Source organism: Parageobacillus thermoglucosidasius (assembly GCF_001295365.1).
GTDB lineage: Bacteria > Bacillota > Bacilli > Bacillales > Anoxybacillaceae > Parageobacillus > Parageobacillus thermoglucosidasius.
The window spans coordinates 2,190,627-2,204,718 of the sequence record NZ_CP012712.1 but is presented as its reverse complement, the minus strand read 5'-3'; the positions used below and the strand labels follow the sequence as shown (position 1 = coordinate 2,204,718).

Below are 14,092 nucleotides of genomic sequence, written 5' to 3'. Positions count from 1 at the left end.
AATGAGCCGCAGTGGGTCTGCAAGCAACATCCTCCAATGATGAAAATGAGGTCTGGAATAAAAGAAATCTTAGTTATTTCCTTCATGGAAAAAATCTATATTGTTGTGCCGAACGTAAAATGATATCTTAGTGGTGGCCGAAATAACGCAATGCACGGTCGGAACATTCTTTTTTACGAAAGCTTTCAATCTCAAAATCTTGTATTCTGAGACACTGCGAAAAGATGAGAAGAGGCAAAGAACCAGAGCGGTTTAGACTCTGATTCCTACCGCAAGCAAGTCCGTTTCTTAGAAACAGGCTTTACACATACATAACCCTCCCAAACAAGGCAATTAAACGTTTAAAATTATTCCAGCAACAAAACCTCAAGTTTTTAGTACTTGTTCGTTATTTTGTTGCTTCTAACAATAGATCAGCGATATGAACAGCTTTTACATCCCTTAATCCTTCTCTTTCAATTCCAAGCTTCATTTGCATTAAACATCCTGGATTTGCTGTTACTACTGTCGTTGCTTTTGTTTTCTTCATTTTTTCCATTTTATGATCTAAAATTTTCATGGATGTTTGTGGTTCGACAATGTTATATATACCTGCAGACCCGCAGCAACTATCAGCATTTTCCATTTCTACAAATGTTACCCCTTTTATGGAACGAAGTAATTCTCTTGGGGCTTTCGAAGTTTTCATGATGTTTCTCAAATGACAAGAATCTTGATATGTTACGATTTGATCTGGGAGAGAAAGACGATATTTTTTGTGAAAATCAAGCTCTAATAAAATTGCAGTAATGTCTTTGATTTTTGCAACAAATTTTTTAGCGCGCTCTGCCCATTGCGGATCATCTTTTAATAAGTGGTCATATTCCATCAAGAAAGCGCCGCACCCACCAGCGTTTGTAATTATAAATTCGACATTGCTTTTTTCAAACGCTTCAATATTTTGTTTTGCTAGTTCTTTCGCTAGTTCTTTTTCTCCACTATGACCATGTAAAGCACCGCAACATGCTTGTGTTTGAGGAATAACTATTTCACACCCAGCTTTTTGCAATAATTGAATCGTGGCATTATTCGTTTCGAGAAACAACGTATCCATTAAACATCCGGTAAAGAAAGCAACAGTTGCTTTTTTCTCCCCTTTTGCCGGTATATATTCAGATCGCTGTTTCAATGCCTTTCTTTTAGGAACATCAGGCAATATTTTTTCCATCTCCCTGAGGTGATCGCGAAATAGTTTCATGAATCCTATTTTACGTGCCACTTTTTGAAGTCCAGATCTTTGATAAAATCCAACTAAGCTAGTGATGTTTATTAAATTACTTTTTTTAGGAAATAGTTGTTTAAAAACCACATTTCGAACTGCCCGCATAGGTAAAGAATGTTTTTTATTTTGGTTTATTATGTCTCTTGCTTCTTCTAATAAATGTCCATAATTCACTCCTGACGGACATACCGGCTCACACGCGCGACATCCTAAACATAAGTTTAAAGATTTCTCAAATTCATCATCTGGTTGAATGACCCCATCATATACTGCCTTCATTAAAGAAATTCTTCCTCTTGGTGATTGGCTTTCTTTATACCCAGATACAATGTATGTTGGGCAAGATGGCAAACAAAAACCGCATCTCATACAATTTAGCAGCTCATCTTCGTCCATGCGTTCCTTGAATGTTCTTTGGATATTTTGCTTTTCTGATTCCGTCATCATTTTGATATCACCACACGTTTTCGTGTATCTTTTGCAAATAATTTTCCAGGATTCATAATATTGTTGGGATCCAATGCATCTTTTATCGACTTCATCACACCGATGCCAGGTTTTCCTAGTTTCCATTCTAAATAAGGCGCTTTCATGGCTCCTACTCCATGTTCTCCAGTAATTGTTCCTCCAAGTTCAATGGCCTTTGCAAATATTTCGGCAAAAGCTTTTTCCACCCGTTCCATCTCATCTTTATTACGAATATCTGTCGTGCATGTAGGATGAAGGTTCCCGTCTCCCGCATGACCAAACGTGCATATTTTTACATTATATTTTTTGGCTATTTCATTAATGGCTTTGACCATTTTGGCAATTTCTGATCTTGGAACAGTAGCATCTTCTAAAATGGTAGTTGGTGCTAGTCTGGCTAAAGCGGACAAAGCGGTGCGTCTCGCTGTTCGCAAAGCTTCGGCTTCTTCTTCAGACTGGGCAATTTGTACAGATACAGCATTTTCACTTCTGCATATTTCTTCTATGATCTTCATATCTTTATTCACATTTTCAGGAGTTCCATCTTGTTCAATAAGTAATACGGCTTGCACATCTGTTGGCAGGCCGATTTGTGAATAGTCCTCCACTACTTGCAACGTAGGCTGATCTAAAAACTCTAAGGTTGCCGGGATAACTTTATTCGCAATAATTTTCGATACGGAACGCGCAGCAGCTTCTAAATCTTGAAATAAAGCAAGCATTGTCTTTTTTGACTCAGGCAGCGGGATAAGCTTCAATGTTGCTTCTGTAATCACTCCTAAAGTGCCTTCAGAACCTACAAATAATCGCGTTAAATCATACCCGGCCACATCTTTAGCTAGTTTCCCCCCTGTTCGAACAACTTCTCCATTAGGAAGAACTACCTCAAGGGCCAATACATAATCACGCGTTACTCCATATTTAAGTCCTCTTAACCCGCCAGAATTTTCGTTTATATTACCTCCAATGGTAGATATTTTCATTGAGCTTGGATCTGGAGGGTAAAACAAGCCTTTTTGTTCCACCGCTTTGATTAAATCAAGTGTAATAACTCCTGGTTGACAAGTAACGGTTAAGTTTTCCTCATCGATCTCTAAAATTTTGTTCATATGTTTAAATAGAAGAACAATCCCCCCTTCAACAGGACAAGTACCAGCACATAAGTTAGTACCCGATCCCCGCGGAACAATTGGTATTTTATATTCATTACACAATTGCAGTATTTTAGATACTTCTTCTGTATTTCTTGGTGAAATTACCGCGTCCGGAATCGCCTGAAAATTAGGAGTAGCATCATATGAATATACTAATCTTTCAACTTCAGAATCTTCAAAATTCTCTTCCCCTACAATATTTATTAATTGATGCTTCACATCAGGAGCAATCATGAAAACCCCTCGCTTTTATTATTTTCGTTTTATTATAAAGAATGGGAGTCATATTATCTATGTATGATGATATAATTAAAATACGAAAAATGCCTTTTTTATTGTTTTTTTAACCAAAAAAGGTGGGTAATACGAGATGCATTTATCCCCAAAGCTAGCTGCTAAAATTATTTCAGAGGTTCAGGAAGTAGTCAAAGAGGATATCATATTAGTCGATATTAATGGAATCATCACATCCTCCACTGACGAGAGTCGAATCGGCTCTTTTCATGAAGGTGCCACGATTGTTATTAAGTCCAAACAAAAGCTTTACATTGATCAAGTCAAAGCGCGAGTGCTTAAAGGCGTCAAAGCGGGAATCAATATGCCCATTATGTTTAATAAGAAAGTAATAGGAGTTATCGGAATAACTGGCGAACCGAAACAAGTGGAGCCTTATGCGGACTTAATTCGAAGAATGACAGAACTCATTATACAAGAAGCGTATTATACCGAAAGAAACGAATGGGAAATAAGGGGAATCGAATCGTATCTTTATGAATGGATCAACGCTTCATCGGTGGATAAAGATTTTTTAGAGCGCGGGTTTATGTTAGGAATTCCTGTGTATGACACTCATGTTTGCACACTCATGGAATTAGAGATACAAACATTAAATAATTACGACATTCATCGAATTCAAAAAGAAATCATAGAATTGTTTTATTCTATATTCGGGAAAGAAAAACATTTTATTGTTCGCTGGGGGCAAGAGCGCTTTTTAATATTAAAAAAGATGGATGCTTCTTATAACCAAAATTATTTTTACAGCCAGTTAAACGATTTTAAAAAAAGATTCGAAAACAGATACAAAAGCACTTTAGCTATTGGTGTTGGAAAAACAGCTTGCAAACACATGATCAATAAGTCTTTGAAAGAAGCACAAAAAGCATTAAAGGTAGCTCGAAAAAATAAAGGCATTGTCTTTTATGAGGATCTCATATTAGAAATCATCTTGGAAGATATCCCAACAGAGATGCAAAAGGATTTTTTGAAACGAACCATTCATATGATGGAAAAAGACCAAACTCTAATCGAAACTTTACAACACTATATCAACAATAATCAATCGATCAAAAGAACAGCAGAGAAAATGAATATCCATATTAATACACTGCACTACCGTTTAAATAAAATCGAAGAGCTAACAGGAATTAACCCTAAAACAACAGAAGGAATTGTTATATTTTATATATCGTTAATGTTATTGAATTCTTTAAACCGTTAAGTCCGGATAATTTGCTCGCCACGGGAGTGAATGAAAAAGGGCATCGGCAAATGTTGTTCGGGGAGACGACCGACAGGAAAATTTGGAACTTACCTGCCATGCACCAAGTCCTCAAGTCCATATTGTCTCTCCAAAGGCAATTGCACAACATATTTGGACTTGGCTTTTTAGACAAGTAATTGGGGACTGCCCTAAACTAAATCCTGAATGGTGAATGGCAAGTAATCGAACGCTTGGACATATGTTTGACATTCTTATGATTTCTCTAACTGTCTCATTTGAACTTCATTCAGAATAATCCTCATAGATCTCCCCCGCTTGCATCTTTGCTTCGATGATAAACGTATTTTTCATGATGAAACAAAAATCCCGAATATCGAACTTAAAGTATCCGATATTCGGGGTACATCAGATACACCAGCCCTTTTTATGATTTAAACAGAAGATTTTTCTCTTACATTCAACAATTTAAAGAATTCTCTCATAAATCCCGGTAAATCTGGCCAGGCATGACCTGATACAATGTTTCCATCCACATGAAGCATTTTTTCCACGTAAATAGCGCCCGCTGCTTCCACTTCTGGTCTACAAGCAGTGTAAGCTGTCATCTCTCTTCCTTTGATATATTCTCTTACAGTTGTTAAGACTAATTGCCCATGACAGATCACCCCAAGAGGTTTATTTTCTTTTAAAAAGTGAGCCGCAATTTCCTGAACTTTTGGATTCATACGAATATATTCAGGCGCACGCCCTCCTGGGATAATTAATCCATCATAGTCGGCAGGATTAATCTCATCTACTGATGCATGAGATTCGATTTGATATGCCCATTTTTCTGTAAAAGTCTCCATTTCAGGAAGAAAATCATGGACAACTGTCTGGAGCTTCTTTTTAACAGGTGAGGCAATTGTACAATTAATATTTTCTTCAATACAACGATAATAAGGATAAAACACTTCTAATGCTTCAGCAGCATCGCCAGTAATAATAAGAACATTTTTACTCATCTTACATCACCTTTCCTTTTATAATATTTATGAAATTATTTGGACGCTGTTAAAATATTGAATCATTTTGCCAAACTGCCTTCATGAGCAGCAGACAAATTATATCGTGCCTCTAACAATCCCCGGCAATAATGCGCATTAAACTCCATGCTCAACCGTGTCAGCTTGGCGCCTTGCAAGTAATCTGAAAACTCTTCTTCAGACAATGGTTTACCTTCTGGAGTTGTTATGGCAAATGTACTTGAGTGATTCAATACTTTTTTCTTCTCCAAATACTTTTCTCTTAACAACTTCCCTTCTTCGGGTAGGGGCAGTTCATTCAATTCTTGAAGAGATAAGGAATTGATCTCTTTCTTTGTCATACCCCTATTTAGAAGATATTTAATCAGTTTCTCTTGCCTTGCATAGTAAGCTTTTATATCAAATGTTTTGCGCAATTCTTCAAGATCTCCGTCAGATAAAGCGCCGAAGACTTCGCTAAATGATTTTCCTGCCGATGCCCCGCGACTAATTTCATCGGATGTACAATGATCCAGCAAATGAATTTGAACCGTTTTTACCCATTCTAACTCAGATACATATTTCTTTATATCTTCAGCCATGATGTATGCAAAGTTAGGAGAACACCAATAAGTTGGAAGACGAATGACTACTTCGACATGATTGTCTTTAATTACAATATGGTCGATAAATCCCAACTCTGTTAACGGCTGATCCAGTTCAGGATCATACACTTTTTCCAGCATGCTATACACTTGCTTTTCTTTATCCATTAATTTCAATGCACCTCCCCCTTCAATAGATTAGATAAGGCCTTTTAATGAGTTAGTCTCTCATTTCAGTCATGCTGTATATTTATATAATTTACAATTTTTCAACTTTTCTTTTTGTTTTTCGATATCAATGTTATACAATCTCGCTACATTTCCTGCTAAAATCTTTTTCTTCACTTCCAAATCCAATGTCACTCCAGTCTCTTCTTGTATATCTTCTGGAAGCTCAAATTCAAGAAACTTTTCAATGATCCACTTCGGTTCCCATATAGCATAATCACTTCCAAAAATGATTCGGTCTTCATCAAGCCAGTACAACAACTCACTAATAATCTGAGCAAAATAACGAGGCCGAGTATGAATTAAAGCAATGGCAACTGCCAAACCTGCATAGACATTTTTTTCTTGCGTAGCAATCCAGCAAAAATCTTCTAATCTTGGAAGCCCAACATGTTCTACAATAAAATTAAGTTCAGGGAAACAACTTGCTGCATCATCAACATCTGCTACGTCAAATGCATCCCGATTTAAAGGAGTGATCGTTGGCCCCTTATGAATGTGAATGTTTCTTATCCCCAGCTCTTGGCATTTTTCAAGATATCTTTTTGACCAATCATCAGATAGTTTATAGCCCTTTGAATTACCGTACCAATCAGCTGTATATAACTTGACCCCTTGCCAGTTGTATTTTTCTTTGTTTTCTTCTAATTGTTCTAAGCCCCGTTCGCCATGCCGGGGATCGAATGTTCCATTGCAAATAAAACGACTAGGGTATTTTTTTGCAAGTTCTTCATTTGCCTCAAAATTACCAAAACCATTTTTATAAAACTCTTTAAGAAGAACTGGCTGAAAAATCGCCATATCCACACATCCTTCAATAAACACGTCATTCACAAGTTTTTCTGGAGAATACTTTACGAACTCATTTTTAGGCCACCAATATTCTTTCGGACTTAGATTTTTGTGATAATCATAAAAGCAACTAATAAATTGTTCTCCGTGGATATTCAATTGATTCTCCTTGCTTCCATCCCATAAGGCAATGTGTGCATCAATAATAAAAATTTCTTCACCATTAGATGTTTTGATCAATTCCATTCCCCCTCATATTAAACTAATTAAACTAATTGAAAGCGATATCATTTTTGCAGATGTTCATAGATGGGTATTTTTATTTGAAATATACACTTAAACAAAAAACAGAACATTTTGCCATCATTTTTTTGGGTGATAAAACAAATTTTTTTAAACGTTCATCATCTTGTTATATAAAGCTTTTGGATTTCATATATCCTTTATCGCAAGTTGGCTTTGCTGGATGAATCGGGATGTATCACCATTGTTGAAATTTAAGCAGCAGAAGCTTCTTAACATATTGGTTTCTTTTCTAATTTAAATTTGCTGGAGAACATCACTTAACAACAACTTGCTGTTTAACGATGGTTGCGATTGAGCAACATTGAAAGTCCTCCTGTGCCCAACGTCATTGTCATGATACAGAAAAAACATTCGTTGGAGCCATCAAAAAGCGAAGACAACAAAAAAAGAAAACTGAGCTGTCTCATCGGCAGCTCAGTTTTTAAGTAAAACTCTATAATTTATACGACACGCAGTTAACGCTGTTTCAGGCCTTTTTTAAAGATAGACAACAAAAACATGCCGTCCATAAGTTAATAGTGACGTTCTCTGAGTTATGTTTTCCAATCATTGTTTCATCTTTTGAGTCTGGTTCAAAAGTAAAAACATGTCCGGGTAATTTTCCATCATCCCCTGAATGATCTATTGATTTATATCAAATTATTCTTATGTTTATTAACCATTGATTTTAAGCCAATTTCAAAGCTTACCCAATCTATAAATCATTGATTTCTATTAAATATGTGGTCAAAATGTGGTCACGTGGTCAAGAAGGCCGGAGCCTCACTCCGCCTTCTTTTTTCATGTTCAGTACACCAAAACAAGGTTATAATGGAAGCAAAAGATCGAAGATTGAAGGAAAAATAATGGCAGGACAAACAGTGACACAATATCCCCAATGCGGAGGAATAAGGTGAGGGAATCAACTTTGCTCCAAAGCCTTCTGGGCACTAACTTTCTTTTGTGCTGTCACGATCATCGGGATACCACTAGCAATCATTAGAACCTCTTTGCTTTAAAAATACTTCCGCAAACCCTACGGCCAGCGAAGTTTTCTTATCAAACAAATGAGGTTCAGGTTTCCCTTTTGCCTGACAATATTCACAACCGTTCTTTTGCGCCAATGTCCTTCTCACTTGTTCTTTCAGTTCAGCAGATAATGTTCCATCTGCCCCAAGCAGATCCCCTAACTGATTCCACAATTCCATAATCTGTCTATTATGCCCCAGCAACCGTTGAAATGGTGTTTCTCCATGTAAAGAGAAAGAGATTCTAGCCATCGATCCCATCCTTTCTTTTTTCCTTCATTTTAAAAAAATTTAGAGTGTATTGGCATTTTATATAAAATAAATTTATTGAAAATACCATTTATATGAAACAAAAATGAAAGGATGGTTTACAAATGAAAATAGGTGAGATTGATTTGAAGATTATTGCAGAGTTAAAGAAAAACTCCCGTTTGTCAATGAGAGAATTAGGAAGGAAAGTTAACTTGTCTCCTCCCTCTGTAACCGAAAGAGTAAAAAGATTAGAGGATAGTGGAGTGATTGAAGGATACACCATTCAGGTGAATCGAAAAAAACTAGGTTTTACAATAGATTGTATTATTGAAGTGACGATTAAAAATGGAGAACATAAACGGTTTAAAGAGTTTATTGAACAATATCCGACAGCGCTATCTTGTTACCGTATTGCCGGGCGAGCATGCTATATGGTGATGCTGACAGTTAGTCGATTAGAGGAAATTGAAGAATTTATTAACGACATTTCTACTTTTGCAACAACCCTTACACATATCATATTCTCAGAAGTGAAAATAAAAAATAATTTAGAAGCACATACTCCTTTACTGCGATCTGATGAGAAATAATATACTTTTTTATGCAGAGTTTTACAGCTTTAAACTTTACATAATGACATTGCCGATTGCTTTCATGATCTCGGCGTGAATTACATTTTGATATGCGATTGTTGCCGAGCTGACGTTGCCGCTGTAGATATAGCTTTCGAATCCGGTTCCGCCGCCAGCGTTGATGTGTATGGAAATGAAGTAGTCTGCTTTCAATTTGTTCGCGAGCTCCGCGCGTTCGGATAATTCCAAGAATCGGTCATCGGTACGAGTGTAATGTACTTCTATACCTTCATAATCACTTAACATGCTGCCGATTTGTTTAATAATGGCGAGGGTAAGGTCTTTCTCCTTCCGATTTGTTTAATAATGGCGAGGGTAAGGTCTTTCTCCTTCAGCCCATTGCCGACTGCTCCGCTATCTTGTCCGCTGTGACCAGCATCCAGCACAATTCTCATCGTTGACGTTTCTCCTTTCCTTTTAAGATTTCAATTGCCGAACGAAGTTGTTCCGGAATAGGTAAGCCAATACGCCCTGCACTTTCTAAGATGGACAAAATTTCATTCCCCATATAAAAGAAAATGACCGCGTCCCTAAAGACGTGGCCTTTTCCAATCGCAATATCAACAAGATTTCCGGTTGCTACAAGCGTAAACATCATCACCTTTTTAGCAATTTTGAATCCTACTTTACTACTGAGTTTTTTCTCGACTGCCCCGGCGATTAATCCACTCACATAGTCTACGATAGAGAGCGACACTAATATTCTTAGAGGAATCATCCATCCGCCAAAGAAAAAAACAACCATACCGCCAATAGTAGCCGCGCCGGTTTTAAACGCAACATCTAATCGTTCCATTTTTTCTCCGCCTTTCTAAATAATTTTCTCTACAACAACACCCTTGACTACCATCACCCTGTCATTTGGCTGTGGTGTAAACTGGACAAATACGGGTATGCTTTGCCACTTACGACCATTTCCCCTTCGAAAATCAAGCGAGGGCGACCCTCTGTGTAGTTCAGAAATTGAATTATTTTTTCTTTTTTGGTGTTTTTGAAGTTCTGAATAAAAAATCGGGGTCTATCATATCGACACCACCTTCCGAACTTCATGTTTCATACGAGCTCCGGCCTTTAATGGCATTGTCCAAGCCGTTCTTCTTTTGTTAAGGACCTTCTAAATTCCCACCCATCCGTTCGGCATTCGGCTTGTGATATTCCAAATCCAATATAAATACATATCATAAGAATCCCTTTTTTCCTTGCCTGATAGGATAGTCTGATATAGAACGCACGTTATTTTTCAAGAACCAAAAACCTCCCGATTCATTTTCACCTTTCTCCTTAATTTGTTTCAAGGAAGAGAGGCTTGTCGAGAAAATGTTCAAAATTTCGCATGACTATTTCATACACAAAAAATCCCGCAACTGACCGCCGCGGGAAAAGAAAGCAAAAAATCTATTCCGGTTTATAAATCCCATATTTCACAATTTTAAGATATTCATTCAATTCCCTTAACATGAACTCCGTAGTATCCATGATATCAATTTGCTTAATTTTATATAGAGCCAAATACTTATTAGACAGCTGGTCAACGATACACATGGTCATGCGGATTACGGTATCCGCGGAAATATCCTCGCGAAGTTTTTCCGTTTGAATAAGTTCTTTAATATAAACATGTTCTAGCAAAAAATCTTCCTGGTAAGCTTCGTAATATTCCTTAATGATTTTTTCCATTTCCGCTTTAACTGCCACAGGCGGATTAAGGAAGGCATCTGTAATAAACTGAGTCTCTTGGAGATACTGAATCATTATTTCTTGTTTCAACAGGACGATTTCTTTAATCCTTTCAAAGAAATCGTCAGATTGGATTTTTTTCAATTTTGTCATTGCTATTTCTGTCAGAAAGTCTTTCACATAATTCACTAAATAAAGGTATAAGTTTTTTTTGCTCTTAAAATAATGGAAAAGAATCCCCTTGGAAATTCCCGCCCGCCTTGTTATAACATCTGTGGAGGCTTTTTCATAACCATTCTTCACAAATTCCTCAATGGCCACTTTGATGATCAGATCCTTTTTCTCTTGTGGCTGCTTTTCAAAGGCTGGATACAATGTTAACACCTCTAATTTCATTAAACTGCAATATCTTTCTTTCTATATACCATATATGACGTGAATATACTAACCAAAATGACCGCAGCCATGATAAAGATATACAAAGGCTTAATCTCGTTATCATTAATAATGGCGGCGGCGTCCACATATTTAAACGGGCTGAAATATTTAAGGAACTCTAAGTCTTCCGATATCCCTGCCATCACATTCATAAAGTAGGCAGCCAAGACAACCCCCAGTGAGATAGAAAGGATATTCCGTGTTTTTCTCATGAGCGCTGACAACAGGAACGCAATAGCGCCAAAAGTCAAATGAAGCAATATCGTTGCGACAATCAGCAAACTAAACGTGTCTGCCGGAACATCCGGATCTTTGGCAAATTGAAAGCCAATGATGCTTGCTGCCGCCGACACCCCGTTAAAGATCAAAATATTTACCAAAACGGCCAGAAGTTTTTCTGTTACGATCCGGCTTCTTGACACAGGCTTTGACAACAAAAATTCAATCGTTTTTTCATTCTCTTCCTTGGCAAGGATATTGGAGGCAAGAATTGCTGCGTAGATGCTTCCTAAAAGGGTGGTCATCATATAGATTTCAACACCGTAAAAACCAAGCAAATCTCCCATATTCAGCTCATTCATTCCAAACACTTTTTTAATCGATTCTGGATAGCTCTCCAGCAGTTTTGTCATTTCTTTTTGCTGCTCGGCAAACTGAGGATAAATACTTAATGTCAATAAAATAAGACCGCTGAGTACGATGCTCCAAATAATCAATGATTTTAAATTCCGTTTCAATTCTCTCTTAAAAATCATTGTCCACCCCGCCCTTCTCGTAGTAATGCATAAATACTTCCTCAAGAGTCGGCTCTTCAATTAATAAATCCTTCATCGGCAGGGCATTCAATCTATTTAGAAGCGCCTTGATATCCCCGCTGTAAAGCAACGTCATCTCATTTCCGTTTACTTCTTTCTTCACGATTCCTTCCAGCTCAAAATTAATTTGCTCCGCTTGTTGTTCAAACGCAATCGTGATATATCGCAAATTTTTTTTCGTCAAGTTTTCAATCGTTTCTACTTTAACAAGCTTCCCTTCTTTAATGATGGCGACCCGATCACACATCTTTTGCACTTCCGAAAGAATATGGGAAGAGAAAAAGATCGTTGTTCCCTTCTTTCTTTCCTCTGCAAGAAGTTCAAAAAAGGTGTTTTGCATCAACGGATCGAGCCCGCCTGTCGGTTCATCCAATATAAGCAGTTTTGGTTCATGCAACAGCGCTTGGACAATGCCAACCTTTTTCCGGTTGCCAAATGAAAGATCTTCGATTTTTTTATGGAGATCCAAGTCAAGCCTTTCCGCCAATTCTTTCATTCTCTTCGAATTAAATTTTTTGTAAAAGCCAGCGGAGTATTTTAATAAGTCGATCACCTTCATATCATCGTAATAATGGACTTCAGACGGCAGATAGCCTACATGTTGTCTTATTTCTTTTGAGTGCTTGATGATATCTTTTCCGAAAATCGTCGCACTCCCGCTAGTCGGATAAATAAAATTCAGCAATGTTCGAATGGTTGTGCTCTTGCCCGCTCCGTTCGGACCGATAAACCCGAAAATTTCCCCTTCTTCAATGGAAAATGTAAGATCAATAATTCCCCGGTTCTTTTTATAAGTCTTGGTCAAATTCTTAATATCTACCACTTTCATCGCTTTCCCTCCTTGGGCGGCTTCGCACTGATTGACTGATAAGTCAATTCCATTATATAGAAATATTGACTCACAAGTCAATGTATTACGAAAAAAATTAAGCAGATGAAGCAATTTCTGCTGAGCAAACCGTTGCGTATTGGTTTGATTAAACATTCCGGCAGCACATCAATATGAAAGTTGCGGAACCAACATACCATTATTTAAGAAAGAGGAGATTCTATCCCTACACTCATCTCCGCATAAATTTTTCCTGACTTGGTTGCTTTAAAGCCGACAAATACTGGTGTCCGTTGCTTCAAATTGTGATTGTTCATGTATTCGATTAATTCCCAATATTTCACTTGCGATTGTTCTTCTATATGTTGCACAATTCGTGTCATAATCATTGGATAAATGGAAAAATAACTGCGAAAAAAGATGTTTTCGTCCTCTGGTACTTGAAAATGGTCTTCGGCAATGGAGAGAAATATTTCCGCTACCATGATTTCATCTGTCGGATCACTAAGAATGGCAAAAAAACGTATTTCCATTCGAGTGATAACCATGGTTGCGCAGAATCTCATCAAAATCCGTAATAGCAACATGAATTTCTTCTGGATAAAACTGATAAATTTTCGAGGCCACATTCCGGTATGCAATTCGGTGGTTTTCCACAACCATTATTTATTCCTCCATTTTTTTGATCGGCACGTATAAATCGATAAGATAATCATCATACACCTCTAGCAACACGCAATAATATGTATTTTCCAAAAGAATCTGATGGTTAACGGCATAATCCTTTAATTTTTTATATGCTGTTTGAAAATCCAACTCTTCATCTGCCTGACGCAAAACAAGCGCTTTCTTAATATGCAGCTTTCTTTGAAAACGAAAATGTGTTTCATCGGTTAACTGAACAGGCTCATTAATAGGCAAATAATAAGTAAAATGAGCGGATGCATCATCACTGCTTTCTTCAGAAACAGAGAAAAAAACTGGTCCATTTTTGTAAATGCCATGCGTTAGCGTAAAATCTTCCATCCAAAAATATGTTTCAAGCCAATTTTGTTTCCTCTGCCTCGTCTCATAAATCAATAAATTGTCAAAAATAAGTGAGCGAACCTCTATCCCCATC

At 37.2% G+C, this 14,092-nt stretch carries 16 protein-coding genes and 1 pseudogene; 2 read left to right on the top strand and 15 right to left on the bottom strand.

The features are described 5' to 3' along the window. Positions 1-388 precede the first annotated feature (388 nt). Positions 389-1,705: a (Fe-S)-binding protein gene (locus AOT13_RS10875; protein ID WP_042385585.1), complete on the bottom strand. Its 1,317-nt coding sequence runs from the start codon at positions 1,703-1,705 to the stop codon at positions 389-391. Then, positions 1,705-3,117 carry a glycolate oxidase subunit GlcD gene (glcD, locus tag AOT13_RS10870; RefSeq protein ID WP_042385558.1) on the bottom strand — a complete coding sequence of 471 codons (1,413 nt, stop codon included), beginning with the start codon at positions 3,115-3,117 and terminating at the stop codon, positions 1,705-1,707. Before glcD ends, AOT13_RS10875 begins: the two co-directional genes overlap by 1 nt. Positions 3,118-3,253: 136 nt before the next feature. Between glcD and AOT13_RS10865 the strand changes: the two genes are divergently transcribed. Further along, positions 3,254-4,384, top strand: a complete 1,131-nt coding sequence (locus tag AOT13_RS10865) for a CdaR family transcriptional regulator (RefSeq protein ID WP_042385563.1) — start codon at positions 3,254-3,256, stop codon at positions 4,382-4,384. 434 nt (positions 4,385-4,818) lie between these two features. Here the strand turns inward: AOT13_RS10865 and AOT13_RS10860 are convergent, their stop codons facing one another. From AOT13_RS10860 to AOT13_RS10845, 4 genes and pseudogenes are all read right to left on the bottom strand, one after another. Further along, a complete protein-coding gene (locus tag AOT13_RS10860) occupies positions 4,819-5,391 on the bottom strand; it encodes a DJ-1/PfpI family protein (protein ID WP_042385565.1) in 573 nt (190 codons plus the stop codon). 62 nt (positions 5,392-5,453) lie between these two features. Next, a complete protein-coding gene (locus tag AOT13_RS10855) occupies positions 5,454-6,164 on the bottom strand; it encodes an iron-sulfur cluster assembly protein (protein WP_042385588.1) in 711 nt (236 codons plus the stop codon). Between the two features lie 69 nt (positions 6,165-6,233). Next, positions 6,234-7,262, bottom strand: a complete 1,029-nt coding sequence (locus AOT13_RS10850; protein WP_232511517.1) for an amidohydrolase family protein — start codon at positions 7,260-7,262, stop codon at positions 6,234-6,236. Positions 7,263-8,305: 1,043 nt separating this feature from the next. Beyond that, positions 8,306-8,581, bottom strand: a pseudogene (locus tag AOT13_RS10845) (carboxymuconolactone decarboxylase family protein); the annotation flags it as partial. 122 nt (positions 8,582-8,703) lie between these two features. Here AOT13_RS10845 and AOT13_RS10840 point away from each other — a divergent pair. Then, positions 8,704-9,171, top strand: a complete 468-nt coding sequence (locus AOT13_RS10840) for an Lrp/AsnC family transcriptional regulator (RefSeq protein ID WP_042385570.1) — start codon at positions 8,704-8,706, stop codon at positions 9,169-9,171. A gap of 36 nt (positions 9,172-9,207) precedes the next feature. Here AOT13_RS10840 and AOT13_RS21440 read toward each other — a convergent pair whose 3' ends face one another. The 9 genes from AOT13_RS21440 to AOT13_RS10805 form a co-directional block, all read right to left on the bottom strand. Next, complete coding sequence (locus tag AOT13_RS21440) at positions 9,208-9,459, bottom strand: N-acetylmuramoyl-L-alanine amidase (protein ID WP_198404530.1); 252 nt, start codon at positions 9,457-9,459, stop codon at positions 9,208-9,210. After that, positions 9,453-9,608: an N-acetylmuramoyl-L-alanine amidase gene (locus AOT13_RS21435; RefSeq protein WP_198404529.1), complete on the bottom strand. Its 156-nt coding sequence runs from the start codon at positions 9,606-9,608 to the stop codon at positions 9,453-9,455. Before AOT13_RS21435 ends, AOT13_RS21440 begins: the two co-directional genes overlap by 7 nt. Next, complete coding sequence (locus tag AOT13_RS10830; RefSeq protein WP_042385573.1) at positions 9,605-10,009, bottom strand: phage holin family protein; 405 nt, start codon at positions 10,007-10,009, stop codon at positions 9,605-9,607. Before AOT13_RS10830 ends, AOT13_RS21435 begins: the two co-directional genes overlap by 4 nt. A gap of 599 nt (positions 10,010-10,608) precedes the next feature. Continuing rightward, a complete protein-coding gene (locus AOT13_RS10825; protein WP_042385576.1) occupies positions 10,609-11,286 on the bottom strand; it encodes a TetR/AcrR family transcriptional regulator in 678 nt (225 codons plus the stop codon). Then, positions 11,286-12,083 (bottom strand): ABC transporter permease, encoded by a 798-nt coding sequence (locus AOT13_RS10820; protein WP_003251153.1) that lies wholly within the window; start codon positions 12,081-12,083, stop codon positions 11,286-11,288. The genes AOT13_RS10825 and AOT13_RS10820 overlap by 1 nt, the downstream gene beginning before the upstream one ends. After that, entirely contained in the window at positions 12,073-12,972 is a 900-nt protein-coding gene (locus AOT13_RS10815) for an ABC transporter ATP-binding protein (protein WP_003251156.1), read from the bottom strand. The genes AOT13_RS10820 and AOT13_RS10815 overlap by 11 nt, the downstream gene beginning before the upstream one ends. Positions 12,973-13,175: 203 nt before the next feature. Next, complete coding sequence (locus AOT13_RS10810; protein ID WP_003251159.1) at positions 13,176-13,505, bottom strand: DUF5085 family protein; 330 nt, start codon at positions 13,503-13,505, stop codon at positions 13,176-13,178. After that, complete coding sequence (locus tag AOT13_RS21055; RefSeq protein WP_167542249.1) at positions 13,477-13,635, bottom strand: hypothetical protein; 159 nt, start codon at positions 13,633-13,635, stop codon at positions 13,477-13,479. The genes AOT13_RS10810 and AOT13_RS21055 overlap by 29 nt, the downstream gene beginning before the upstream one ends. Before the next feature lie 3 nt (positions 13,636-13,638). Continuing rightward, positions 13,639-14,091: a hypothetical protein gene (locus tag AOT13_RS10805; RefSeq protein ID WP_003251161.1), complete on the bottom strand. Its 453-nt coding sequence runs from the start codon at positions 14,089-14,091 to the stop codon at positions 13,639-13,641. Position 14,092 lies beyond the last annotated feature (1 nt).